This window comes from Sphingobium vermicomposti, assembly GCF_011762025.1.
In the GTDB taxonomy this organism is placed as follows: Bacteria; Pseudomonadota; Alphaproteobacteria; order Sphingomonadales; family Sphingomonadaceae; genus Sphingobium; species Sphingobium vermicomposti.
This window is the reverse complement of record NZ_JAASQR010000002.1, coordinates 254,852-276,704: the sequence shown is the minus strand read 5'-3', so window position 1 is coordinate 276,704 and position 21,853 is coordinate 254,852. Positions and strand designations below refer to the sequence as shown.

Sequence of the window (21,853 nt, the reverse complement as noted above, 5' to 3'; positions counted from 1 at the left end):
GACGAGCCGGGCAAAAGGTGCTAGAGATCACCCGCTCCCTCATTGCTAGATAACCCCCATTGCTGCCATCGCTTCGGCGACGCGGACGAAGCCGGTGATGTTCGCGCCGAGGACGTAATTGCCGGGCGCGCCATATTCTTCGGCGGTCTCGGCGCAGCTGTCATGGATGCGCCGCATGATCGCGGCGAGGCGAGCCTCGGTTTCCTCGAAGGTCCAGCTGTCGCGAGACGCGTTCTGCTGCATTTCCAGCGCGGACGTAGCGACGCCGCCTGCATTGGCCGCCTTTGCAGGGCCGAACAATATGTTCGCATTCTGGAACAGGCGGACAGCTTCGGGAGTGCAGGGCATGTTCGCGCCCTCTCCTACGGCGACGACGCCGTTGCGGATCAGGGTCGCGGCATCATTTCCATTGAGTTCATTCTGCGTCGCGGACGGGAGCGCGACTTCGCACGGAACGTCCCACACGACGCCTTGCTCGACAAAATAGGCGCCTGCCCCCTTCAACCGCGCATATTCGGAAATGCGTTCGCGGCGAACGAGCTTGATTTCCTTGAGCAAGTCGAGGTCGATGCCTTCGTCGTCGACGATGTAGCCGGAGGAGTCCGAACAGGCGACCGCCTTGCCTCCGAATTCCTTGATCTTCTCGATCGCGAAGATGGCGACATTGCCGGAGCCTGACACCACCGCCCGCTTGCCTTCCAGGCTTTCGCCACGGGTCTTTAGCATCTGGTCCACGAAATAGACGGCGCCATAGCCGGTCGCTTCGGTGCGCGCGCGGGAACCGCCATAGATCAGGCCCTTGCCGGTGAGCACGCCCGCTTCATAGCGGTTGGTGAGGCGTTTATATTGGCCGAAGAGATAGCCGATCTCCCGCGCGCCGACGCCGATGTCGCCGGCCGGAACGTCGGTATATTCGCCAAGGTGGCGGTATAGTTCGGTCATGAAGGACTGGCAGAAGCGCATGATTTCGCGATCCGAGCGGTCGCGCGGATTGAAGTCCGATCCACCCTTGCCGCCGCCGATGGGAAGGCCGGTCAGCGCGTTTTTGAAGGTCTGTTCAAAGCCCAGGAACTTGATGATGCCGACATTGACCGATGGGTGGAAGCGCAGGCCGCCCTTATAGGGGCCGAGCGCCGAGTTGAACTGCACGCGGAAACCGCGGTTGATGTGGGTCTGCCCCTTGTCATCGACCCAGGGCACACGGAAGATGATCTGGCGTTCCGGCTCGCAGATGCGCTCGATGAGGGCGTTGTCCATATATTGAGGATGCTTGGCGACGACGAGCCCCAGGCTTTCCAGCACTTCTTCGACAGCCTGGTGGAATTCGGTTTCACCGGCATTCCGCCTCAACACGTCTTCGAATATCGGCAGGAGTTTCTCGTCGATACGGGGCAATGTCTTCTCTCTCTTTGTCGACATGAAATGGAATATTCGGGTTACCCGCGTGAGGGGCCGGGCGCGCTAATACCGCTCCGTCTAGACAGCTGCCTTCAGAGCATTTTCTAGATCGGCCAAAATATCGCTGATATGTTCTAGCCCGATGGAGAGGCGCACATACCCGGGCGAAACGCCTGACGCAAGCTGCTCCGCCTCATTCAACTGGGAATGAGTGGTGGAAGCAGGGTGTATAGCCAAGCTACGCGCATCACCGATGTTGGCGACGTGGTAAAAAAGTTCCAAGGCATTGATAAACTTCCGCCCAGCTTCCACCCCGCCGACAAGCTCAAAGCCCACGAGTCCCCCGTGGCCACCAGTCAGATATCGGTCGGCCCGCTCCTTGATGAGGCCATTCTGCTTAGATGGATAGATGACCCTCGTTATTGCGGGATGCTGCGCAAGATGGTCGGCAACGATAGCGGCGTTGGCACAGTGCCGCTCCATCCTCAGTGACACTGTCTCTATGCCCTGGATCAGCTGAAACGCGTTGAACGGGGACAAGGCTGCCCCCAAATCCCTCAACAAAACCACTCTTGCACGCAGTATGTAGGCGATTGGGCCAAGTGGCTTTGCCGCCTCGGTCCAGATGGCTCCGTGGTATGAGGAATCAGGCGTGTTCAGAAGCGGCTGTCTCTCCGGGGAGGCGGTCCAATCAAAATTGCCGCCATCAACGATCAATCCGCCGATTGAGGTCCCATGACCGCCCAAATATTTGGTGGCTGAATATACGACGATCGCCGCGCCATGCTCGATGGGTCGACACAGCAGCGGCGCGGCTGTGTTGTCCATGATCAAGGGAATTCCAGCCTCCCGGCCTATTGCAGCAACATCCGCAATGGGGAAGACTTCAAGCTTCGGATTGGGCAGCGTTTCCGCATAATAGGCTCGTGTCCGCTCGTCTGTTGCCCGCCGAAAATTTTCCGGATCGGAAGGATCGACAAAACGCACCTCAATGCCTTGATCCTTAAGCGTGTTGGCAAACAAGTTATATGTGCCGCCGTAAAGCGCTGTCGAGCTCACGACGTTGTCGCCACAGCGCGCCAGATTCTGTATCGCGTAGGCAGATGCAGCTTGTCCCGAGGCGACTGCCAGGGCAGCAGCGCCCCCTTCGAGGGCGGCTACGCGCTTCTCAAGCACGTCGGTAGTCGGATTCATGATCCGGGTGTAAATGTTGCCGAGTTCCTGCAATGCGAAAAGCGAGGCCGCATGCTCCGCATCGCGAAATTGGTAGGATGTTGTCTGATGGATCGGAACCGCCACCGACCCTGTCGTTGAATCAGCTCGCCATCCGGCATGAACAGCAAGCGTTTCAACCTTCTGTCGGCGTTCAGTCATGACAAACTCCGTTTAGATCAGCAATGTAGCGAGCCATGGTGGACTGGGCATAATAAAAAAGCAACGCCTTCGTTTCAATTACCAAATTTGACACGCTTGAAAATGAAACTAGTCATGATTGTGATCAACAGTAGTCGTACACAAGACTTAATTGTCAGAAAAGCAGATACATCTACAAAGTGGGCGTCCATTGAAGAGGCAAAGCCTTTTCCCTGACAACAATTAATTTCCCAGCATGCTGCCTTACATTAATTCCAGCACGCATTGAACGGCCTAAGGCTTGACTTTCCATCGGCATCAATCATGTTTGTCGAATATGACGAACGACCTAAGTCTTCTAAAGCCTTTTTCACGCGGCAGCAGCACGCCGCGGCTGCGCCCCTAGGCGCGCCCATCGTGCCTAGGGGTGACAGATCACCGTGCGATCACATCTTAGCGTCGCGTCCACCTGATGAGTTTATCCCGACCAAGCGACGCTTGTTCTCAATGCGCGAGACGCTTCTGAACGAGGGTATCCATGAAGAGCGGCAACGAAGTCTATTTTAGACAGAGAGCAGAGCATCACCTTGCCAAGGCAGCGGCGGCAGAGCGCCACGTTGCATGCGTGCATAGGCGATTTGCCAAAATTTATCTGGAGAGAGCGGCAGAAGCTGAGCTCGCCCAGAACATGCAAGCGGCAGCACCAGAAAAAATTTCCAGGAGGAATGCCGCTAATGCCGTGATTCCATCCTCTGTTTGCCATTGAGGCTGCAACTTCATTTCCCAAGCAGCGTAGTAATCCGTGTTAAAGTTTCGGAGTTGAGATGAAGACCAGGGCAATAATGATAATTTTAGGGCTTGCCGGTTGCGTAGACCTCCCCAGGGACCCGGACGAAACCCTAAAGCGAGTTCGCACCACGAAGGTGCTCCGCACCGGCATTATTTCAGATGCAAGCAGTGTTGCTACCAACGCGGAAAAATCGTTCATCACGAAACTAGCGAATGAAACGGGCAGCACACCCGAGATTGCGACAGGTCCGGCCGAGGAGCTGTTGCCCAAGATCGAGCGGGGCGAACTCGACATCGTGGTTGGACGATTTGGCCCGACCACGCCCTGGAACACGAGGGTTACTATGCTGCCACCGGTGGAGGAACTGAAAGAGCACGAGAGAGCTCCGCGAGCCGTAGTACGTAACGGAGAAAACGCGTGGGCAGCATTCCTGCACAAGCATGCACAGACATTGACAGAGGCTGCTCGATGAACCCGAAACTTCCCGACCCGGTACAAGAGGATCTTCGACAGGCTCACCGACTGGAATGGTGGACCCTCACCTGGATGTCTTCTGTGGTGATCGTCATGTGGTTCGTGATGGGCTCCAGCCAGGCTATGAAGACGGCACTTGTTGAGGACATTTTGAGCCTCGTTCCTGCTGTCGTGTTTCTTGTGGCCCTCCGCTTCGAGCGCCGGCGCCCGAACGCAGCATTTCCTTTCGGCTTCGATCGCGTTCAGAGCCTCTCATCGCTCATCGCAGCCGTGGCGCTTTGCGCTGTAGGCGCGATCCTTATCTTCGATTCGACTTCCTCGCTCCTCTCCCAAGAGCATCCAACTATGTTACCTGTGCGCGTCTTCGGACATGATATCTGGCAGGGCTGGTTGATGATAGCAGGGCTCGTCTACTCAGTCATTCCTCCCATGATCCTGGGGCGGCTCAAACAACCGATAGCGCATAGACTGCAGGATGAAGTCCTCGATACGGACGCAATGATGCAGAAGGCAGACTGGATGACGGGGCTCGCCGGGATCATCGGGATAGTCGGGACAGGTTTTGGCATCTGGTGGATGGATGCCGCAGCAGCTGCGTTCATTTCACTTAGCATCCTTAAGGACGGCGTAACCTCCCTGCGGGTGGCGACAGCCGAACTTGTAGATGGCGCCCCCCGCCGCCTTGGCCGGGTAGATTTGGCTAAGGATTCCCTTAAGCTTCATGAGAGGCTTAGCGAACTCTATCCGGGCTCGAAGGTGCGTCTTCGGGCGACCGGCCGCTACATTCATGCAGAAGTCTGCGGTCCGCTTCCGCATAGGGCGCCGACGGTCCAAGAAGTCTGGCGAGGGAACCCGGAACGCGCCTGGCGGCTTGCCCAAATTAGCTTTGTACCTGGGTCGGGAAGCACGTCCTGAACCGCCGGGTGTTTGCGCCTCCAGCGCGCCGCATCTATGGTCAGGCTATCGCAAACAGCATATAATCTGATGCAATTGCGGCTAGACAACTCGACCAGGACTAGAAAGGCATTTCCCAAGGACGTGCCCAAGGGACATGCCATTCCGCCGGCGGCGCTTCGAACCTGAGCAAAGTCATACTGCAGGTATCGTGCGGCGATATTCCAACGATTGGATAAGGCCGATCGGTTGTTATCGGATGCTTGAATACGCTGTCGAGTGTAGCGCCAATAAGTCCGGTGCGTTGATCGTTGTCGAGAGCGTAGGGAAGAAAGAGGTAGCCGCCACCCCCTGCAGTCAGGAGCGCTATCGACCCGACCTGGAACAACATGTGCGCACCATTGCTTCGGATGCGAAGTACGAGCTGATCCATACCAAAGAAGCTATCGTCGGCCGGGCGGCTGGACGAATGAATACAGTTCTTATCGCGTCGACGAGTCCAAGCAGGCCAACCGCGAAGCACCACCTGCGGATCGAGGCCGTGCGGCCAACGCTCTGTCGGCCTCACGCGCCATACAGCTTCGTCCAGTTCCTCAGGACGGCACGCGTCGATCAACAGGGGCGATGCGAGGCGAATGGTGCGGGCAAGATGGGTGCGAAATATCTGCAGGCGACGCGCACGGACCTCTGATTCCAACACCGCGAGCTCCAACCGGGTCGCTTGGTGGATGGCCTCAGGCGGGCGGGAACGGTTCATCGGCGACCCGTCAACCCGTTCGAAGCGATCACGAGTTGCAAAAAGCGCTGTGTGAGCGCACCAGCACCTTCGGAATAGGCGAACTCGCCCCAGTCTTCCCACCGCTCCACACGTTCGGCAAGCCATCCAAAGAAATCGTCGCGGGCTACATTCCCTGCGAAATCCTGCGACCAGAAGACACGCTTAGTCGGCATTCTGCTGTCACGGGCTAGGCCTGTAAGAGTGATGAGGAATCTCGTTCCGACGCGTTCGCGACTGAATATCCAAGGCAACCGGCTTGTTTGCGCCTCAAATTGCTGAATGGATGCCTCGCGAGCTTTCTCCGCGGCGCCCTGCCCTACCATTCTGACGGCATCGACGACGCTGCTCATCGGGAGATCGACCCAGGCTGGATCCCGGGTGGCCTGCAACATCGCCAGCGCTGATCGCCCCTCTTCAGTCAGACTAGCGTCGTGAACAGTGCCGTTAGCCAGCCCGGTTGATCCGAGCCACAACATGTAGAAGCGCCAGAACAAAATACTGTTTTCGAAAAGGTCATGCTTGCTTTCGATCGGATTCAGCTGTCTGCTGCCCATGGACGTCATCACGCGCAGCATCATCTCGAAATGTTCGGGTTCACCTGGACTTTGAAAGCCGAGGCGGCCTCGCCAGAATGCATCGCGCACACTAGACCAGACGTTTTCTTCGTCATCGACAAATCCTCTTGGTTCGGCACGCAGCCACCAACCCCAAGGAAGGTCGCACCTCATCGAGCCATGCGCCGCCATGATCAGGCTCCTCTTTGAGGATCAAGCCCGAGCGGTGGAAGAGGATCACCGCGGCGAGCTGGGATCGCGCACCCATCGGCAATGGCCCTGAGCTGAGCAGCGAGGTTCTGGACCTCCGTGCAAACATAGGTCGCGTCCCGGTACTTCCCTCCCGTTTCGGCGCTCAGGAAATGATTCAGATTTCTGCTCAGGTCGGCAGGAACCAGGTCGTAAAGATGATTGCACTCAAAACCAAACCACCATGCGTGATCATCCACGTGATGATCGCTTCCGTTCCGGATGGGGAATTGCCTGACCGCAACATGACAGATGCGACGTGCTTCGTACATGATGCGGCGCTCGGGCGTCGGCCCCTCTTCGCAGGTGGCGGAGTAACTTAGACCTCCGTGAACCTGGATGCCGAGACCAGCTGGAAGTGCCTTATGATCGTAACCATAGAGCGGATGCCGCATGGGCACGCCGACATAGCCGGAGAGGAAACCTTCGTCTCTGTCGCGCATCATGATGCAGTCGTAACCTGTGACGGGATCACGCCACGCAATCTTGTCGGCTTCGCCGAGCCATGGTCCATTCGAGAGGCCGGCGCGTGCGCCGTCGACGTAATAAACTTCGTCCGTCTGAATTGTAACATTACCCATTTTGTAAGGCTGACCCACAACGAGCGTAGTGTCGCCTTCGCATTTAATTATCTGATCCACATCCAAGCGGGCACTGACTAGATCCAACGCGCGGGCGTGCGCTTTCACTGGTATGAGGGCTGTACCGGTCGACGTGTCTCCCTTTCGGGCTAAGGTCGCGCGGGTCGTCTTTTTCGCCATGTGCTGCACCTTCTTCTGTGTTGAGAAACGCAAGCCTGCTTTGTCCCATGCCCGCCTAGTGTGGGGCGCCGGTGACCGCGCATCTATGGCAAACCACTCAAGACGAGCGGTTCACACTTGGATCAAAATCGGCCAATCTTAGCAGTCGGGAGATCACCTTTCGGGGCTGGGCCGCTTAGATTTATGAGCACCGGATTCCACCTGCTACGGTTTGATACGCAAATCCACTCCGGCCCAAACGCCTGCGGATTGGCGGATGACGTGTAGATGTTCGCCTCCAGCCACTTTTCTTCCTTCAACCGTTCAGCCGTCTCGAGCCACCATGTTTTCAAATCCGCATTCCACCGATAGCCACGCGATTTAAGCGCACCCTTCGTTTCGAATGCAGCACCTTTGGCATGCACGATCCAGCTGTCGCGCGAAGAGCGTTCGATGAGCTCCCGCATCGCGGTTCGCCCTGGCGACACCTCATGGGCAAGCAGCGCAATGGTGCTATTGACATCGCTCGCCGCTCTGTGCGCGCAATTGTAGTAACCGACCTGCGCAAGCAGGTAGCCGAGGCCGCGTCCGTCAAAACCGAAATCGCGCCATGGGACTTCAACGCAGCTGCACGCCCAAGCACCGCCAGCGGCATCGGGAATCTCGTCTTCGATCCGCGGACGGTCAAAACTGGCGTTGTGGGCAACGACGAGATCTGCATGACGGAGAATACGCGCCACCAAGCCTTTATCCATTGACTGACCCTTTAAGATCTCATCGTTGAGGCCTGTGAGTTTCATGATCTCATTTGTCAAAGGACGGCCAGGGTCCTGCAACCAGCAGAACTCACGACCAACATTGGTTATGCGACCTACCTCGTCGTACCTAAACTGGCGCATGGCGAGCTCGATAATAACGTCCTGTTTACGATCCAGGCCCGTGGTCTCGACATCGACAACTACTCCTAGGTAGGGAGAGTTAGGGTCGCCCACGCCTGTTGGCCCATCGACGAGATGCAGTTGGTGCAGTACCCTTGTTCCGCCCCCTGCAAACATCGGAATGCCTTTCGCTGCACAGGCGCTCGAAAGCATGGTCAAGAGGCTAATCCCCTGCGAAACGAACCGGAACGCTTTTTGATACGGCCGAGACGGGAAACATTGGCCCGAGATGGACGAACCCTGCGGGCCCGTGAGCCGCGACTGCTCTTAAGCGGACTAGAAGGGCTTGGATTAGAACTTGCGCTGCCCTCTCTAGCTTTCATACCGCAGACGGGGATCAGTTGATCTAAGGGAGGAACGCTGTCCTCGTCCAAATCATCATCCCCGGTAAGCCCGTCGATGTCATCGGGAGACGCATCCAGTCCGAGGCAAAGGCCATGAAGAATTATCGCCCGCTGAAAGTTGGTACGGTCCAGACAAGCATCCAGCGCCGACATGCCGTCGAAGAGCCGGCGAGGCACCATAATCCACGCCATGGCATCATAGCCGATGCCTCCCCGTTCGAACCGGTAGGCGGTTTCGGCTGCGACGAATGCAACGCGGCAGAGCGCACGACGGGTGGTGATAACAACCTGATCGTCATCGCGATCAGAGCCAAGAGGGTCCTCGATCTGATACCGTGATTGGACAGGGTCAGCGGCGTTGAACGAATGTTCCATGGTTCCGTCTCCGTTACCGACTTGATGCCTCCCGCTGACGGACATTTCAGCCCGTCACTCGTCCCAGATATGGTTAACAGTTCAATGTTTCAATATCTGTTGAAATGTTATTTTTACGGGGTGATTTTTTCGCTTCGTGACGATCACTAAGAGCCCGAAACCCTATTCAAAGGTTCAATGGTTCATTATCTATTGACCATGGAATTGACGTCGCTTCCCATCCTGGCCGCTCTCGGTCAGCCAACCCGCTGGCGGACATTTGAACTGCTTCTAGAGCAGGGCGAAGGGGGAATGATCCAAGGAGAAATCGCCAAAGCGCTTGGCTTAGACAAGAACCTGATGTCCACACATCTAAAAGTTTTGAAGCTAGCCGGCCTTGTCACTTCCGAAAAAAATGGGCGCGAGGTGACCTACCGCGTCACGCCGGCAGGCGCGCGTGAGGCCGCCATGATCATTCTGGAAAGAATTGATAGAGCTAAAGCGATTTAGCTCATCTGCCGGCACATTCCTGAATATTCAAGTCTCGCCCTTGCGCAAGAGGACGTCTGCGCGGGCAGCAATCACCATATTCCGCCAGATTACGTGCTATCGCAACCGGCACCAGCCGAAGGACTATGGGATGATGAAGTGCGATGCCTTGGCGAATATCGACATTGCCGAGCAGCTGCGATGGAACCCGCAATCCGATGCGCGACAGCACCTCTTCTCGTGAGAAGGCATGACAAGCATGGAAAGCCCGGATGCGGTTCTCCCCCACAGACACCTTCAGCGTCGCTGTATAGAGGGTCTTTTGCTGTGAGACAGCCGAAAGAAGGCATGGCGGGACAAAGGCGAGACCCTCGTTGCAATGGCCCCGCGATTGATGGCGGACAATCGATGGGAAGCCAGCTACAACACGCGCCATCAGATGCATGCATGGTCGCTCCTGCTGTTGACAGGCCTCTAAGATGTGTCCGCCATAATATTGTTCAATAATAATTGAACAATTTATTTTTACGCACCCTGGGCTCGCGATGTCTGACAAGCCCAGGCACCTGAACGCCATTCACCGGAGAAAACTACATCCTGTCAATCTCGACAGCAGACTAGTATCCGACTGAATGACTAAGTATAAGAGTGGCCTGGATTATCGATCCTGATTATTCAGTTCAATCACCTTCAAGCGATACCAATCCAAGCAAGTCCTCAAGGGCAATTGTTGCATCAGTGCACTTTTCTCCCTGCACTCCCAAGACAATAGCCGGTAAGGGAACATTGCGCTGTTGGCCAATACGTGCGAAATGCACGTCGGAGTTAAAGATGGAGCCGTCCTCAACCCAGATGTCGTGCTTCCCATCCAGGCTACATGTATCCCAGTCGATCTCCTTAACAAGGATGTCCTGTAGTTCAGCGTCAAGCGGAGCAACTGCTGCCACCATCCGGCCGTCGTTAAATGGAGCCGCCAAAATCTTGTAATATCGCATGAGAGTTCCTGTTCTTCAAAAGCCTTGCCTATCTCCCAGTTCCTAACAGAAGGTTGCGCCAGTCGAGATGTTCTGTGCCGCGATCCGGTTACGGGGCAGACCATGATTACCGGATGTCACCATAACGATGCCCTCCTTGCCAAAATCGAGGTGCCGGCAAGCCTCAGCCGAGCCCATACGATCACCAAAGCGCTTAGGCACGATGGCTAGCGCAGTGAACTCGGCAAATAAACGAGCACGATCCACTGCGCCGCGTAAAACGTCGAGGCGAGCGTTCGCGCCAAGTTTGGCAGCGTCCCATCGGCAGCGTTTGTTGCAAGCGATGGCATCAGCATAGTCAAAGAATGTTGGTCCGCACCCAACGGCCAGAAGGCTGCCGCGCTGCAAATTGAAACCTCTTGCATGTTGATGTCCTAGCGCGTTGCTGCTGTTCCGCTCCAGCATAGAAGCGATACCGCTCGTTGCTTATTAGCATGAGCATTGCCCCACCGAACCATCCTGCCGGTGCGGGGCCTCACGGGCGCAGCGGGCACTCACCGGCTAAACGTCTGCTTGGTGATGGTGATGATGAAATGATCCTCGAGTGAACCTGTTCACCTTCAGCCAACCGGTGCTGCAACCACCACGGGACCGGCAGGTGGTAAGTTTCAGACGAACCCTTGCGCCCCCTGCCGTTAACCCGGCGAAAGAAATCGACACGCAGGCCAGAGTCTCGGGAAGTTCCAAAAGTCTGACCAACCATATTGGTGATCAAACTCAGTATGGAGAAAAGACTTGAACGAACTTAACTTAACTGGGGTGGACCCGCTACGCTGGCTGGAAGTCCAGCGTCGGGTCTCCATCGTACAGGATTATCTTGCAATTCCTTTGCCGACCGAAATGGATCAAAAGAGACACTCTGCCCGCCTCGGCCTCAGCATCAACCAGTTCATGGCGCTAGTTCGCGCCTGGCGTGACTATGGAAGTGCCGCCAGGATGGCTGCATCTGGCGCTCACCGCGGCGCGCCGCGCAAGCCTAGCCGCCTCACTCTCCACCCCAAGGCCAGGGAGGTGGCCGCCAGAGCGATCGAGGAGATGGGACCCACCGCAGCGCTGCCAAAAATTATGCATATGATAAGCGAGCGTTGTGCCGCGCTGGATGTCAAAACACCCTCCCGCGCGACGGTTTGGAACATGGCGATGACTGCTCGCCAGCGCCATGAGAGCGGCGAGACCGGAATCGTAATAGGCACCTGCAAGGTGCGCTTGCCAATGGCTACTGAGAACGGGCTGGCATTGCCGGCGCTTACCATTGCCGTGAGAGCCAACGATGGGGCAATCCTCGCTGCTGCGATGGAAGCAGCCGACTGGCAGTTGGCATCCATGACGATTGCTTCCGCCTCCCCAGGAGATACAGCGGTGCGCGCAGACATGGAGCTGCTTACGCGAACACCCTCTGATAGCATTCGAAATGGCGTCCTGCCGATCCTCGGCGCGCAGGCCAGGTCGGCCATTTCCCGAATCTTGGGCCGAGGGATTGGCCAGATCCGTTTGATCTATCAGCCCACCAAGGCGCTTGCACCGGAGCGTTTGTTGACGACCAAGGAGGACCGACCACTCTCTTGCGCAGATGCCCGCACGCTGATCATGGCGACGGTGTACAGGCACAATGCCGCACGCAGTGCACGCGATGCCTCCTGGATCGATGCCGCTACCACTGCGAAACCCGCTTGAGTAACGCGATCAACTTGGCAGGAGGCTCCTTCTCCTCTCCGGCTTCGGGTCCGGGGAGCAGTTCTGCGTTATAAGCGTCCACTTCAGCACTGAGCCTCACAATGTCATCTGGGCGAGCCTGCGCGAAACAGTGTTCACCGAACGTCTTACCAGGCACGAACTTCACGCGCCCCATTCGCCCACCAATCAGCGGACGAACATAAGCACCGAAGCGGCGCGCCTTTGTCGATGGCTGGAGATGACCCTTCATTCCCGCTACCGTCATCTGGTCTGCATGATCCGCCCAATCATTGGTGTCCAACCCGATGACAATTTCGCTGCGCTCTAGTTTATCGGTCCACGCCAGCCGATCGAACGACCTCAGCTCAATCCGTTCAAGCGCATTCTGCGCAGCGAGAGCATAACCTTTATGGCTTTCACGCGCGTCGCCAAGGGCAGCTCCAAAAACAATCCGCGATCCCCGATCAATCACAAGAAAGGCGGCGAAGATCCCATTAACGTGCGGCAACTCGCACGCACAGCAATCGAAGGCCACGTCGTGGCCGGGCGCCTGCTCCTTCATCCGGCGACGCCGTTCCGCCTCCACGAATTTACGGAGCGTCATGTAGCTTGGCCAATGCTCTTCTGCCAGCCCGGTGTACTTTCCATAGGCCTCACCAAGAGCAATCGCGAGTCGCCGAACGCTGCCGTTCGGATCGGCATCCACGACGGGGACGACGAGCTTCTGAAGATTGTTGTGATGCGCCGTCGTTCTGCTGCGGGGCATATCGGCGGCGACACCGATCGAAGATAGCGACCGCCTCTCACGCCACGCGGCGTACAACTCGTACCAGCGGTTCAAACTCAACTTTGTCTCCGCCGCCGCTTCTTCAGGAGTAATCGGTCGGGGGCTCTCGTACTTAAGCAGAACGCGCAATCTTGATATCGCGACCTCACGCTGCTCGGGCGAAAGCGCATTCCACAGAGTTCGCTCTTGGGCTGGCAACGGGTGTCCGAACGCCGCCGCTAGAATCAATTTGTCACCGCCGGTACGCGTACCGCGCCCCTGGGCGGCATCATTCGCCGCAACCAGTTTCTCAATCTTCTCAACCATCAGCGGCTCTTTATCGCATATCCATCTTGCGGTCGACTCAATCAGCTCAGCATCTCCAAAATACAGCTATCGGCCGATTTAGCCTTAACGAGCTGTGCACCATCAAAATGAATATACAAACATCAATCGATTGACATGCGGCAATATACAACTATCTATCGAGTCACAGAAGCCGACGAGAGGACACTTCGAATGCACGAACCTGACACCGACCGGAATGATTTCCCCGACAATCCCATCCAATTGCGCGAGATGGTCACTGATCGCGCTGATTGCGACGACGCCGCCGAAAGGCGCCGTCGCTCGTGGCGCCGCGCCACGAATGGACGAACCACGTCCTTCCGCCACTCACGCCATCGGCCGCAGGAGCGCACATGAGCGGCCCGCTTGTCGTGCGGTAAATAGGCGCTCGTGCCGTATCCACCGCCCCCTGCTGCTCGCCGCCACACTATGTCGGCACACGCATCGACCTGAATAGTTGACTGCCTCTTTTGCCATCGATCCCGACCACCAACCCACCTGCCCAAGGAACACCCAATGAAAACGCGCCGTATGTCCCGTTCAGCCCACAACCGCAATGCGAGTAGGGTTATGCTCGCCCGAGGCGAATACCGACGGGCTCTCCAACCCACACACCCGTTTAAGCCGGGCCCGATGGATGTACAGATAGAACTGCCACAAGTTGCATACTTCTTCGCCGCCACAACGGGCCGGTTTCTCGACACATCGGTCGGTCAACATCGAAACAACATGGATTTGACTAAGGTTTGAACCGAGCCACCTGAAATCGCCGACTTGACCTCCTGAAAAACAGGTGGCCGGTCCGGCGCAATACTGGGTTCGCTGGCCCGAATTAACCGAGACCGTGCACCGGCGGTCGGCGGAACGCCGACGCACGTCCTGAAGGAATGCCCATACATGACCACGAAAAAGTCCACCCGCTCGTCCAGCCCGCGCTCCAGCCGGAAGGCCACGAGGCCGCCCAGCGCCCGGTGCGCGCCGTTGAATGTCATCCACCTTCACAACTATCTCAAGGCGACGCGCCACCTCTGCGACGCCAAGCGCAGGCGTCACGTCTTCATCTTCGACATCGCGCAGACCATCGGGACGAACGTCCGCAAGGCCGACTTCGACGTGCCCCTCCGCGCCGAACTGAACTTCATGCTCACCTGATTTAACCCGTCATCGTCCCGGGGCGACGCCTCGGGGCGGCACCTTCCGTGCCAGCCCAAGGAGAACTGTGCTCATGTCAAACAATCACCCGAAGTTTGAGTTCAAGCAGACCAGCCGCGATCCCAAGCGTCGGAAAGGCCTCGAGGCGCTTGCGCGGAACCTGCCGGACTTTCGCCCTCGACGGGAAGATACGCTTATCGGGGACCCCACGCAGGTTCCGGCCGAACTGCTCCTCACGGAGCGTGAGTTCGAGCTGCTTCTTGAGCACGCAAATGCCCGATATCATGCCATGCCGCAGCCGGGACTGGGCGATGTGAGCGATCCGCCGAGCCACATTCATGCGAAGGCCGAGGTGGAACGTCTCCACCGCCATATCATGAAATCCCTCTCCTACTTCGGCCGCCCGGGAGACGATGCGTGAGCGCGGTCCTTGACGTTATCGAGCCGTGCAAGGTGCGCATCCCGCATCCGATGGAATGTCGGCCCCGCCGTCCCGAGATCGGCCCCGCCTGGTCGCCCGGTCGCCATCAGCGTCGCGACCCGCGTGACGCCGGCAAGCCGCACGTCGCCGATCCGCCGACCCGCTATGCGGCCAAGCTCGTCGCGGCCGAGAACCTCGGCGCCGTCCGCATCAACTTCGTTTACGCTGCCTTCATGTCGATGACGGCCGCGCACAGCGAGAAGGCCGGCCGCGACCAGTACTTCGAGGGGCCGCACGAGACTTACGGCTTCCGATGGGACGAGGTGAACCCCACGCGCCTCGACCTCCAGTACCAGCCCATCCAGGTCGCGTGGAAGTCCATCGCCGGCAGGGAGCACCACATCACTCTCGACTGGGTCGTCGAGACGGAAACGAACGACATCGTCTTCGGCGAGGACAAGGCCAGCGAAGACTATTTTGACGAGCCGGACCTCAACGAGAAGCTGGAGTTCGCACAGGCGCTCCTGGAAGACTTCGGCGCATCGTTCAAGCGGCGGGTCAAAGGCGGCCTGAGGAACGATATCGAGCGCCGGGTCGTAAAGGACATCTTTGACGCCCGCCGCACCGAACTCGCCGACGGTTTGGCAGTTCGTGTCCGCCAGCACATCCGCGAGGCTGGCGGTACTTTACCGCTCGGCGAGGTGCTACGGGTTATCAACCTGCACGACGCCCTGTCGCTCGACACTGCCCGCGCGCTGATGTTCCACCGCGTCCTTTCGATGCCGATCTCGGCGCCGCCGATGCTCGACACGCCCGTGACGCTCCCGCTGGCAGCTAACAAAGGTGCTCTGCGCGCCTTCCTCGCGGACTTCGTGCCGGCACGAGGAGCGCAGGCGTGATCATTCCATTCTATTGCCCCGAGGGACACGTCCTCAAGCTCAACCAGAACGGCGCGAGTCGGCTGATCCGCTTCGAAGAGGCGGTCGGCGATGGCCTCATACGCTGCCGCTATCTCGATGGCGATGAAGAGGTCGTGCTCGTGGCAAACGGACGGGGCGGACCGCGTGGCCTGCTCACGGTCGAATGGATGATCGCCGCCTTTCACGCCGGCATTTTGGTCGATCCTCAGTATCAGGCGGAGACCAAGCGCCGGCGCGAGGATGTGCTCCATCTCGACCGTCCGGCCTGCGAGGCGATGGATTCGCGCGTCGGCTGGCGCTATGATTGGGCCGACGCGGCCCTGCGCGACGGGATCGTAAAGACCGAAGGCGCGGCCGGTCTGTGGATCGGCCGTAACGACCACGGCGGCGACAAGCCCGGCGCCCGCTCGCTCCTGCGCTGGATGGCCGATCTCAAGAAGTACGGATACCGGATAGGTGCGCTGGTCAGCACGGCCGGTCGCGAGAAGGGGCACAGCCCACTCCCCGACGTCGAGGACCGCCTGGTCCACAAGTGGGCGATGCGATACTGGCGCCCCAGCGCACTGAACGGCCGCCTTGCAAACAAAGAGGAGGCCGCCGCCATGGTCTACAGCGACTGGCGGGAACTGAAGGACCTCGGCGTGCCATTCCTCAGCACGCAGGAACCGTCGGCCGAGACGGTCCGTGAGCGCATCAACAGCCTCGAATGCTACTCGACCTACGCTTCACGCTACGGTCGGCCGGCGGCGGACAAGATGTTCTCGCCGAGCGGCGAGCCCGTCGCCGTCGATCATCCCTTCGAGCGCATCTTCATGGACGGCGTCGAGTGGGAGCACAGCGTCCATTACCTCGAGAAGCTGAAGATCCCCGTCGCCAAGATGAAATCGACCATCGCCATGGACGCCTTCTCGCAGTACGTCTTTCCCCATCCGACGTTTGCCGGGGCCTTTCGCCCGCAGTTTGGAATCGCGGCGCTCCGCTCCGTGATGATGCCGCCTGACCTCACGCCAGAAGAGATCGTCGAGGATCCGGAGGCGGCGATGATATACGCCCTGCCTTCGGACGTCATGTACGATCGGGACCGCACAATGATTCCGCCGCGCGCAGTGCCCGGCGCCATTAAAACATTCTCCACTGCCGAACTCGCCGAAGCGTACCACCACGACGCCAAGTCCAAGCTCGAGAACTATCACAGCTTTGTTAAGGCGAGCCTAGCCGAGATTCCCGGCCGAATCCTCGGTCCGCGCCACAAGCACGACATCGGCTACAACCCGATTAAGAACACGCAGGTCACCCGCGCCCAGTACGTAGCGCTCGTGGAGCAGTGCCGCCGCCAGTGGAACACGACGCCAAAGGCATCGCTGGGCGAACGCTCCCCCATGGACGTCATGAAGGCCTTTATGAGGAGCGGCGCAGCGCGTCTGACCGATCCGAAGGAGGTACGACGCACCTTTGCGAGCACACCCAAAAAGCCCTGCATCATGACGGACAACGGACTGGTCTTCGACAACGTCCACTACCGCTTCAACCGCGAGGGCGTCGGCAAGGCGCTGAGCTCCAATTACCACAGGACCTCTTTCGCCAAGCGCATCAAAGGCGGAGCCAAAATCGAGGTGCTCCCCCGTGTCTGGGACGACGACATCGACATGATCGAGGTCTTCGACGAGGTGAACAAAGAGTTCTTCCCGATGTGGTCCACTGATCCCGGCTACACCGGTGGCCTCAACCGCTGGGAACATCACATCTACATGAAGGAGCTGCGCGTTTCTTGTCCCGGCGGCACGAAGAGCCGCAGCCGCGTACAGAACAAGGCCAGGTACATCTCGGAACGCCAGCGGATCCTGTCCGGCCTCAGCTTCCGCGACCGCGAGAAGCCGATCGAGATCCTCGAAGCCGAGGAGCGCCGCCTGTCCGGCAAACGGGCCCAGAACCCCGGGTGCGCTCAGGTGCCGGAACTCGGCATCCCCACCGTGATCGATGGCGGCAAGCGCGAGGACACTCCGATGCCGCCTCCACAGAAGAAGGAGGAGGAGCAGTCCGAGCGGCCCGAAGGCGCCGACGACGTGCGTTCCGATCCCTCCAAGCAGATCGCCGAGGATCTCGGCGATGCCGAGGCGATAGCCTCCCCGTCGTGGGACTTCAGCGCCGGCATCGATGACAACGACGAAGAGGAGGATGATTGAACATGACGACCTACAAGAAGCCCAAGCGCATCACGGGGCTAGCCAGGCCCGATCCGTATGACTTCGTCGCCCAGGCGCGTGCTGAGCACGCCCAGGAAGTCGTTGAGAACATGTGGGTGGACACCGCGCGTCAGCGGCAGCCTCTCAACGAGATCCGCAAGTACATGCGCATCAGCAAGAAGAAGCGTCGCGGAACGCCGCTGGGTGGGCGCCGCCTGAGCCAGTTCAGCCAGGCCGGCAAGAGCGCGATTGCCGAACGCCTGATCTACGAAGTTGAGCAGGAGGCGATCGAGGCAGGAGCTGAGCCCAACCCGTATCGTGTCATCCACATCACCATCAGTGCGCGGATGACGCTGAAGATGCTCTTCCTGGCGATCCTCAACCGCCTCGCCGACGACTTCGCGGATCAGGACGGCAAGGCGCTTAAGGTCACCCACAAGGCGAAGGGCAGGATCCGCGGCGCGTCGGGCGACAACGTCATGATCCTAGAGCAGCGCATCGAGGAGTGGGTGGCGCGGCTAGGGGTGGAGCTGATCGTGATCGACGAGGTCCAGCTGCTGGCAACCAAGGACGAACGCAGCATGACCGACCCGGACTACGGCCAGACCGTCCTCACCGCCGACGCCTTCGAGGTCACCAAGAAGCTCCAGTCGTTCATCGACCGCGGTGTCGTGCCGATCGTCTTCATCGGCGACGAGACGTCGGAGAGCTTCTTCAAGATCAACAGCCAGTTCGCCGCCCGCCTCGGCACGGCGCTCGAACTCCCGCCGCTTAACGTGAAGAAGGCGTCGGATCGCAAGCAGTTCATGGACTTCTGCAAGGAGTATGACCGCCAGCTCGTCGCCCGGGATGCTTCGCCTGTCCCGACCTGTCTCACCGACCACGCCGTCCTCACCGGATTGATCACCGCGTCTGGCGGTCACATCGGCCGCGCCGCCAGGCTCATCCAAGTCGCGATGCCCGCAGCGCTCGAGCGCGGCGCGGTCACGATGGAGGCCTACGACCTCAGCAACGCGGTTCGCGACTATGCCATCGACCTAGGCTGGATCGGCTACGATCCGTTCTCGGTGGTCGCCCCCGCGGTCACGATCACCGACGAAGACGAGTCGGCGACGATCGAACAGGATCCCGCGGATGCTGCCGATGCGGAGTCCGTCGATGCGGAATGAGCTTCTCGACGGTCGCCGACTGCGCTTCCCGGTGCGGATGGGTGACCGCGAGAGCATCCCTGGGACAATCGTGCGGGGCGTGCGTCAGCACGTCCTCGTCCGCACGGCCCCTGTGTTGGAGGCGGCGGGCGTCAACCTCCGGCACGCCGGGCTGGCGCAGATCGCCAGCGCTGAGGAGTTGGAGCGGCTCGCCTTCGTGACGCGATGCCCTGCCAACGACTTCATCGCCAGATCGGGTGAGCGCCTCGTCTCGCGCAACAATGACAGGTCTTACGAAGCCAGGTTCGGCCGTCTCGTCATCCCGCGGGTCTATCTGGAGTTCAACCGCCGCCGCATCGGCCCGACCACCCTCGAAGGCGATGCCTACCACCGCGTCAGCTGGATGAATGCCCTGCTACCCTATTGTCCCGAGAGCCTCGAGCGGCTTGTGGACCACTGCGAACACTGTGGTGCCAAACTAGGCTGGTTGCACACAAGGGGCGTCGGCCAGTGCGACCATTGCTGCGAGCAGGTGAAGGCCTCGACGGAGCGGCCGCTTCCCGACATCTTGGCTGACGACTACCGCTTCTTCGCCCTGCTCTCGTCCCCCAGCGCTTCAAGTGTAGAGGAGGCCTGCGCACAGTTGCCGCGATCGCTGGCGAAGGTATCGCCCGGATCGCTCGTCCGTCTCGCACTCCTGCTCGGCGGACTTATTCAGCCCGAGCCGGTTGCGACCACCAGCCGCAATACCGTTCCGTCCTTGCCCGCGCCAATGCTGGCTGCAGTCGCGTCGTCGGGAACGGCGCTCCTGCGCTCGTGGCCCACCGGCTTCAGGTCATGGGTTGCTGACAAGCTCGAGGACCTGCGCGCATCGCCGGCAGATCTGACGGCGCTGCGGTCGAGGTTGAAGAGGTTCGCAGACAAGGCGACCGAGCCTGCGGACCTGGTCGATGCAGTAGTCTCGGCATTGCCCGACCTGCACAGGCACGCCGCCCATGCCTTCGCGATTGACCGTCGATACTATCTATACAAAGATGTACAACGCGTGCTCGGCCTGTCCTCCCCCGCAATGGACGCTCTCAAAAGTTGGCCCGGCATCGAGTTCCTGAAGCTCAATGAGGCTGGAAAAGAGCAGGGCCAGTTCAACGTCGAACAGATCGACAAGCTGCTGCCCGTCTTCCGTGAATCCGTCTTCATTAGCGGCTGCGCATCGGGGTTCGGCCTGCCGATCTATGCGATCGAGCAGCTATGCGCTGCCGAGGTTCTGGAATGGGAGGACCACGCCGCCCTCCTCGCCACCACGGCTGCCGCGAAGGTGCGGCGAGAGAGCGTAGGCCGCCTCGTTGAGGAGATATCCGGAAAGGGCCGCCGGGACGAGATGCCCAGAGACTGCGTTTCCCTCGCCATCGCCACCAGGCGGATCGGCGGTCGGCTCAAGCCGTGGGCATCCATCATCGATGCGCTCCGCAAAGGCCGGTTGTCGTTTTGGATGCCTGAAGGCAAACTTTTCATTCCCACCCTGCGGGTCCGGGCAAAGGATCTTACTGGCTTTCAGGCCATCGTAGATGCGGAGGCACCGGACGGAATGCCCGTCTTCACAACGGTCAGCCAGGAAGACGCGGCCGAAATCCTTAACCTCGCACCTAAGCGCGTCACGGCTCTTAGCCGGCAACTGGCCTTCCCGTTCGAGCGACAGGGGCATGGTCTGGCAGCGTCACGCGCGGCGGTGCTTGCCGCAGCGGCCGAGATCGCGTTCAATGCCGAGGTGGCGCTGCACGAGAATGTGCATCACCGTCAGGTGGACAACATCATGGTGGCACGCAGCATTGCGCCGCTCCTCTCCGGCTGGAGGCGGCGCGATCTGGTTCAGGATGGAATCATCCCGCCACCTCCGATCATTGTTCCCAAAAAACAGTCCAGCCGCTGACGTCCTCATATGGATGATAATAGTCGATTTCAGCTAGATATCATCCTCACGTGAACCACTCGCACCGCCCCAGAGATGATTGCCAATTTCGGCGCGAGGATCCGAGTGCGTCGGGTCATGCTCGCAATAACGCAAGCGGACGCACGCTCTTTGGGCGACAAATCTGACACTTGAGATTTCAGGTTTCTTGGCGTGTCACTCGAAAAATCCCCTCGGGCTGGCTATAATCAAGATGCTGTTGAGGCGGTCAGCGGGCCTGAAACTATCAGTCAGAAACCACGGAAAACAGAGCCAATGACAAACTAAAGTTGTGCCAGCGGTCTTGGTAACTGCCAACATTTTGGTTTTCCGCTGAACATAAGTTATCAGCGGTTTTGAACTAAGTGTTCCGGCCCGCGCGCCGCCCCTTTGCCGCCACTTTATCAACAGCCTGTCGCGACAGCGGCGCGCGTCTATAACCGGCGACTGTTACGCTGCTCACGGAGCATCTGCCGGGACCCTAACGGCGATACGTGAAAGGCTCCGTCTCGCGCACCGGATCGGTGGGCATCATGCCAACTATCACATTATCGCCACATAATTTTTGGTGAAACGGTCGCTGTGGACCTCCCACAGGACGGGGGTGTCCTTTTCGACGAACCAGCCGTCGCCCGCGCCGTAGGTCGTGGCTTCCCCAGTACGCTCATCGGTCAGCGTGACGTTCCCTTCGACAACCAGGGCATGTTCCGAAAAGGGATAGGTCATGCGGAACTTGCCCTTGACCGTCGCGAAATAGCCGCACGACACCGGCGTGCTCGGATCGCCATGGATCATCTTGCCGAAGCAAAAGCCGGGACCGTCGAGAATTTCGGAACCCAAGTCGGCCACGGTGCCCCACGCATCGAGTTCGGGGATGTTGTTTGGATGTACGGGAAACATGATTAAT

At 59.0% G+C, this 21,853-nt stretch carries 24 protein-coding genes; 14 read left to right on the top strand and 10 right to left on the bottom strand.

The genetic code is table 11. The features are described from left to right. Positions 1–45 precede the first annotated feature (45 nt). Both gdhA and FHS54_RS06165 read right to left on the bottom strand, forming a co-directional pair. On the bottom strand, positions 46–1,395 hold the full coding sequence (gdhA, locus tag FHS54_RS06170; protein ID WP_167302948.1) for an NADP-specific glutamate dehydrogenase: 1,350 nt from the start codon (positions 1,393–1,395) through the stop codon (positions 46–48). 81 nt (positions 1,396–1,476) lie between these two features. Next, positions 1,477–2,772, bottom strand: a complete 1,296-nt coding sequence (locus tag FHS54_RS06165; RefSeq protein ID WP_167302947.1) for an O-acetylhomoserine aminocarboxypropyltransferase/cysteine synthase family protein — start codon at positions 2,770–2,772, stop codon at positions 1,477–1,479. Between the two features lie 517 nt (positions 2,773–3,289). Here FHS54_RS06165 and FHS54_RS06160 point away from each other — a divergent pair. From FHS54_RS06160 to FHS54_RS06145, 4 genes are all read left to right on the top strand, one after another. Continuing rightward, positions 3,290–3,517, top strand: a complete 228-nt coding sequence (locus FHS54_RS06160) for a hypothetical protein (protein WP_167302946.1) — start codon at positions 3,290–3,292, stop codon at positions 3,515–3,517. Between the two features lie 58 nt (positions 3,518–3,575). Further along, entirely contained in the window at positions 3,576–4,013 is a 438-nt protein-coding gene (locus FHS54_RS06155; protein ID WP_167302945.1) for a hypothetical protein, read from the top strand. Continuing rightward, positions 4,010–4,930 (top strand): cation diffusion facilitator family transporter, encoded by a 921-nt coding sequence (locus FHS54_RS06150; protein WP_167302944.1) that lies wholly within the window; start codon positions 4,010–4,012, stop codon positions 4,928–4,930. The genes FHS54_RS06155 and FHS54_RS06150 overlap by 4 nt, the downstream gene beginning before the upstream one ends. Positions 4,931–5,066: 136 nt before the next feature. Then, entirely contained in the window at positions 5,067–5,600 is a 534-nt protein-coding gene (locus FHS54_RS06145) for a hypothetical protein (RefSeq protein ID WP_167302943.1), read from the top strand. 62 nt (positions 5,601–5,662) lie between these two features. Here FHS54_RS06145 and FHS54_RS06140 read toward each other — a convergent pair whose 3' ends face one another. The 3 genes from FHS54_RS06140 to FHS54_RS06130 form a co-directional block, all read right to left on the bottom strand. After that, complete coding sequence (locus FHS54_RS06140; protein ID WP_167302942.1) at positions 5,663–6,433, bottom strand: hypothetical protein; 771 nt, start codon at positions 6,431–6,433, stop codon at positions 5,663–5,665. A 2-nt stretch (positions 6,434–6,435) separates the two neighbouring features. Then, entirely contained in the window at positions 6,436–7,251 is an 816-nt protein-coding gene (locus tag FHS54_RS06135; protein ID WP_208404805.1) for a hypothetical protein, read from the bottom strand. Between the two features lie 122 nt (positions 7,252–7,373). After that, complete coding sequence (locus FHS54_RS06130; protein WP_243855706.1) at positions 7,374–8,321, bottom strand: 3'-5' exonuclease; 948 nt, start codon at positions 8,319–8,321, stop codon at positions 7,374–7,376. A gap of 284 nt (positions 8,322–8,605) precedes the next feature. Here FHS54_RS06130 and FHS54_RS06125 point away from each other — a divergent pair, with 284 nt between their 5' ends. Further along, positions 8,606–8,851 carry a hypothetical protein gene (locus FHS54_RS06125; RefSeq protein WP_167302941.1) on the top strand — a complete coding sequence of 82 codons (246 nt, stop codon included), beginning with the start codon at positions 8,606–8,608 and terminating at the stop codon, positions 8,849–8,851. Between the two features lie 213 nt (positions 8,852–9,064). Further along, positions 9,065–9,376, top strand: a complete 312-nt coding sequence (locus FHS54_RS06120) for an ArsR/SmtB family transcription factor (RefSeq protein WP_167302940.1) — start codon at positions 9,065–9,067, stop codon at positions 9,374–9,376. Position 9,377: 1 nt separating this feature from the next. Here FHS54_RS06120 and FHS54_RS06115 read toward each other — a convergent pair whose 3' ends face one another. The 3 genes from FHS54_RS06115 to FHS54_RS06105 form a co-directional block, all read right to left on the bottom strand. After that, positions 9,378–9,800 (bottom strand): hypothetical protein, encoded by a 423-nt coding sequence (locus tag FHS54_RS06115; protein WP_167302939.1) that lies wholly within the window; start codon positions 9,798–9,800, stop codon positions 9,378–9,380. Between the two features lie 235 nt (positions 9,801–10,035). After that, entirely contained in the window at positions 10,036–10,350 is a 315-nt protein-coding gene (locus tag FHS54_RS06110; protein WP_167302938.1) for a DUF2997 domain-containing protein, read from the bottom strand. Between the two features lie 42 nt (positions 10,351–10,392). Then, the gene (locus FHS54_RS06105) at positions 10,393–10,794 is read right to left on the bottom strand and encodes a hypothetical protein (RefSeq protein ID WP_167302937.1); all 402 of its coding nucleotides are present in this window, start codon (positions 10,792–10,794) and stop codon (positions 10,393–10,395) included. A 139-nt stretch (positions 10,795–10,933) separates the two neighbouring features. Here FHS54_RS06105 and FHS54_RS06100 point away from each other — a divergent pair, with 139 nt between their 5' ends. Beyond that, a complete protein-coding gene (locus FHS54_RS06100; RefSeq protein ID WP_167302936.1) occupies positions 10,934–11,128 on the top strand; it encodes a hypothetical protein in 195 nt (64 codons plus the stop codon). Further along, positions 11,125–12,063, top strand: coding sequence for a hypothetical protein (locus tag FHS54_RS06095; RefSeq protein WP_167302935.1), 939 nt, complete (start codon positions 11,125–11,127; stop codon positions 12,061–12,063). Before FHS54_RS06100 ends, FHS54_RS06095 begins: the two co-directional genes overlap by 4 nt. Here FHS54_RS06095 and FHS54_RS06090 read toward each other — a convergent pair. After that, positions 12,041–13,156 carry a hypothetical protein gene (locus tag FHS54_RS06090; protein ID WP_167302934.1) on the bottom strand — a complete coding sequence of 372 codons (1,116 nt, stop codon included), beginning with the start codon at positions 13,154–13,156 and terminating at the stop codon, positions 12,041–12,043. The two genes, FHS54_RS06095 and FHS54_RS06090, sit on opposite strands and share 23 nt — an antisense overlap. 918 nt (positions 13,157–14,074) lie before the next feature. On the opposite strand from FHS54_RS06090, the gene FHS54_RS06085 reads away from it, so the two are divergent. The 6 genes from FHS54_RS06085 to FHS54_RS06060 all read left to right on the top strand — a co-directional run bounded on the left by FHS54_RS06085 (position 14,075) and on the right by FHS54_RS06060 (position 20,928). Further along, entirely contained in the window at positions 14,075–14,329 is a 255-nt protein-coding gene (locus tag FHS54_RS06085) for a hypothetical protein (RefSeq protein ID WP_167302933.1), read from the top strand. Between the two features lie 73 nt (positions 14,330–14,402). Beyond that, a complete protein-coding gene (locus FHS54_RS06080; protein ID WP_167302932.1) occupies positions 14,403–14,750 on the top strand; it encodes a hypothetical protein in 348 nt (115 codons plus the stop codon). Then, positions 14,747–15,649: a hypothetical protein gene (locus FHS54_RS06075; RefSeq protein ID WP_167302931.1), complete on the top strand. Its 903-nt coding sequence runs from the start codon at positions 14,747–14,749 to the stop codon at positions 15,647–15,649. The genes FHS54_RS06080 and FHS54_RS06075 overlap by 4 nt, the downstream gene beginning before the upstream one ends. Then, complete coding sequence (locus FHS54_RS06070; protein WP_167302930.1) at positions 15,646–17,853, top strand: hypothetical protein; 2,208 nt, start codon at positions 15,646–15,648, stop codon at positions 17,851–17,853. The genes FHS54_RS06075 and FHS54_RS06070 overlap by 4 nt, the downstream gene beginning before the upstream one ends. A 2-nt stretch (positions 17,854–17,855) precedes the next feature. Then, positions 17,856–19,022, top strand: a complete 1,167-nt coding sequence (locus FHS54_RS06065; RefSeq protein WP_167302929.1) for an AAA family ATPase — start codon at positions 17,856–17,858, stop codon at positions 19,020–19,022. Beyond that, on the top strand, positions 19,012–20,928 hold the full coding sequence (locus tag FHS54_RS06060) for a TniQ family protein (RefSeq protein ID WP_167302928.1): 1,917 nt from the start codon (positions 19,012–19,014) through the stop codon (positions 20,926–20,928). The genes FHS54_RS06065 and FHS54_RS06060 overlap by 11 nt, the downstream gene beginning before the upstream one ends. A gap of 561 nt (positions 20,929–21,489) precedes the next feature. Here FHS54_RS06060 and FHS54_RS06055 read toward each other — a convergent pair. Beyond that, positions 21,490–21,846: a cupin domain-containing protein gene (locus FHS54_RS06055; RefSeq protein ID WP_167302927.1), complete on the bottom strand. Its 357-nt coding sequence runs from the start codon at positions 21,844–21,846 to the stop codon at positions 21,490–21,492. Between the last annotated feature and the right edge of the window lie 7 nt (positions 21,847–21,853).

Coding starts and splice junctions, on each gene's coding strand:
- FHS54_RS06165 (WP_167302947.1), bottom strand. CDS start 2,772: ATGACTGAACGCCGACAGAAGGTTGAAACGCTTGCTGTTCATGCCGGA.
- FHS54_RS06160 (WP_167302946.1), top strand. CDS start 3,290: ATGAAGAGCGGCAACGAAGTCTATTTTAGACAGAGAGCAGAGCATCAC.
- FHS54_RS06155 (WP_167302945.1), top strand. CDS start 3,576: ATGAAGACCAGGGCAATAATGATAATTTTAGGGCTTGCCGGTTGCGTA.
- FHS54_RS06150 (WP_167302944.1), top strand. CDS start 4,010: ATGAACCCGAAACTTCCCGACCCGGTACAAGAGGATCTTCGACAGGCT.
- FHS54_RS06145 (WP_167302943.1), top strand. CDS start 5,067: ATGCCATTCCGCCGGCGGCGCTTCGAACCTGAGCAAAGTCATACTGCA.
- FHS54_RS06140 (WP_167302942.1), bottom strand. CDS start 6,433: ATGGCGGCGCATGGCTCGATGAGGTGCGACCTTCCTTGGGGTTGGTGG.
- FHS54_RS06135 (WP_208404805.1), bottom strand. CDS start 7,251: ATGGCGAAAAAGACGACCCGCGCGACCTTAGCCCGAAAGGGAGACACG.
- FHS54_RS06130 (WP_243855706.1), bottom strand. CDS start 8,321: ATGCTTTCGAGCGCCTGTGCAGCGAAAGGCATTCCGATGTTTGCAGGG.
- FHS54_RS06125 (WP_167302941.1), top strand. CDS start 8,606: ATGAAGAATTATCGCCCGCTGAAAGTTGGTACGGTCCAGACAAGCATC.
- FHS54_RS06120 (WP_167302940.1), top strand. CDS start 9,065: ATGGTTCATTATCTATTGACCATGGAATTGACGTCGCTTCCCATCCTG.
- FHS54_RS06115 (WP_167302939.1), bottom strand. CDS start 9,800: ATGCATCTGATGGCGCGTGTTGTAGCTGGCTTCCCATCGATTGTCCGC.
- FHS54_RS06110 (WP_167302938.1), bottom strand. CDS start 10,350: ATGCGATATTACAAGATTTTGGCGGCTCCATTTAACGACGGCCGGATG.
- FHS54_RS06105 (WP_167302937.1), bottom strand. CDS start 10,794: ATGCTGGAGCGGAACAGCAGCAACGCGCTAGGACATCAACATGCAAGA.
- FHS54_RS06090 (WP_167302934.1), bottom strand. CDS start 13,156: ATGGTTGAGAAGATTGAGAAACTGGTTGCGGCGAATGATGCCGCCCAG.
- FHS54_RS06085 (WP_167302933.1), top strand. CDS start 14,075: ATGACCACGAAAAAGTCCACCCGCTCGTCCAGCCCGCGCTCCAGCCGG.
- FHS54_RS06080 (WP_167302932.1), top strand. CDS start 14,403: ATGTCAAACAATCACCCGAAGTTTGAGTTCAAGCAGACCAGCCGCGAT.
- FHS54_RS06065 (WP_167302929.1), top strand. CDS start 17,856: ATGACGACCTACAAGAAGCCCAAGCGCATCACGGGGCTAGCCAGGCCC.
- FHS54_RS06060 (WP_167302928.1), top strand. CDS start 19,012: ATGCGGAATGAGCTTCTCGACGGTCGCCGACTGCGCTTCCCGGTGCGG.
- FHS54_RS06055 (WP_167302927.1), bottom strand. CDS start 21,846: ATGTTTCCCGTACATCCAAACAACATCCCCGAACTCGATGCGTGGGGC.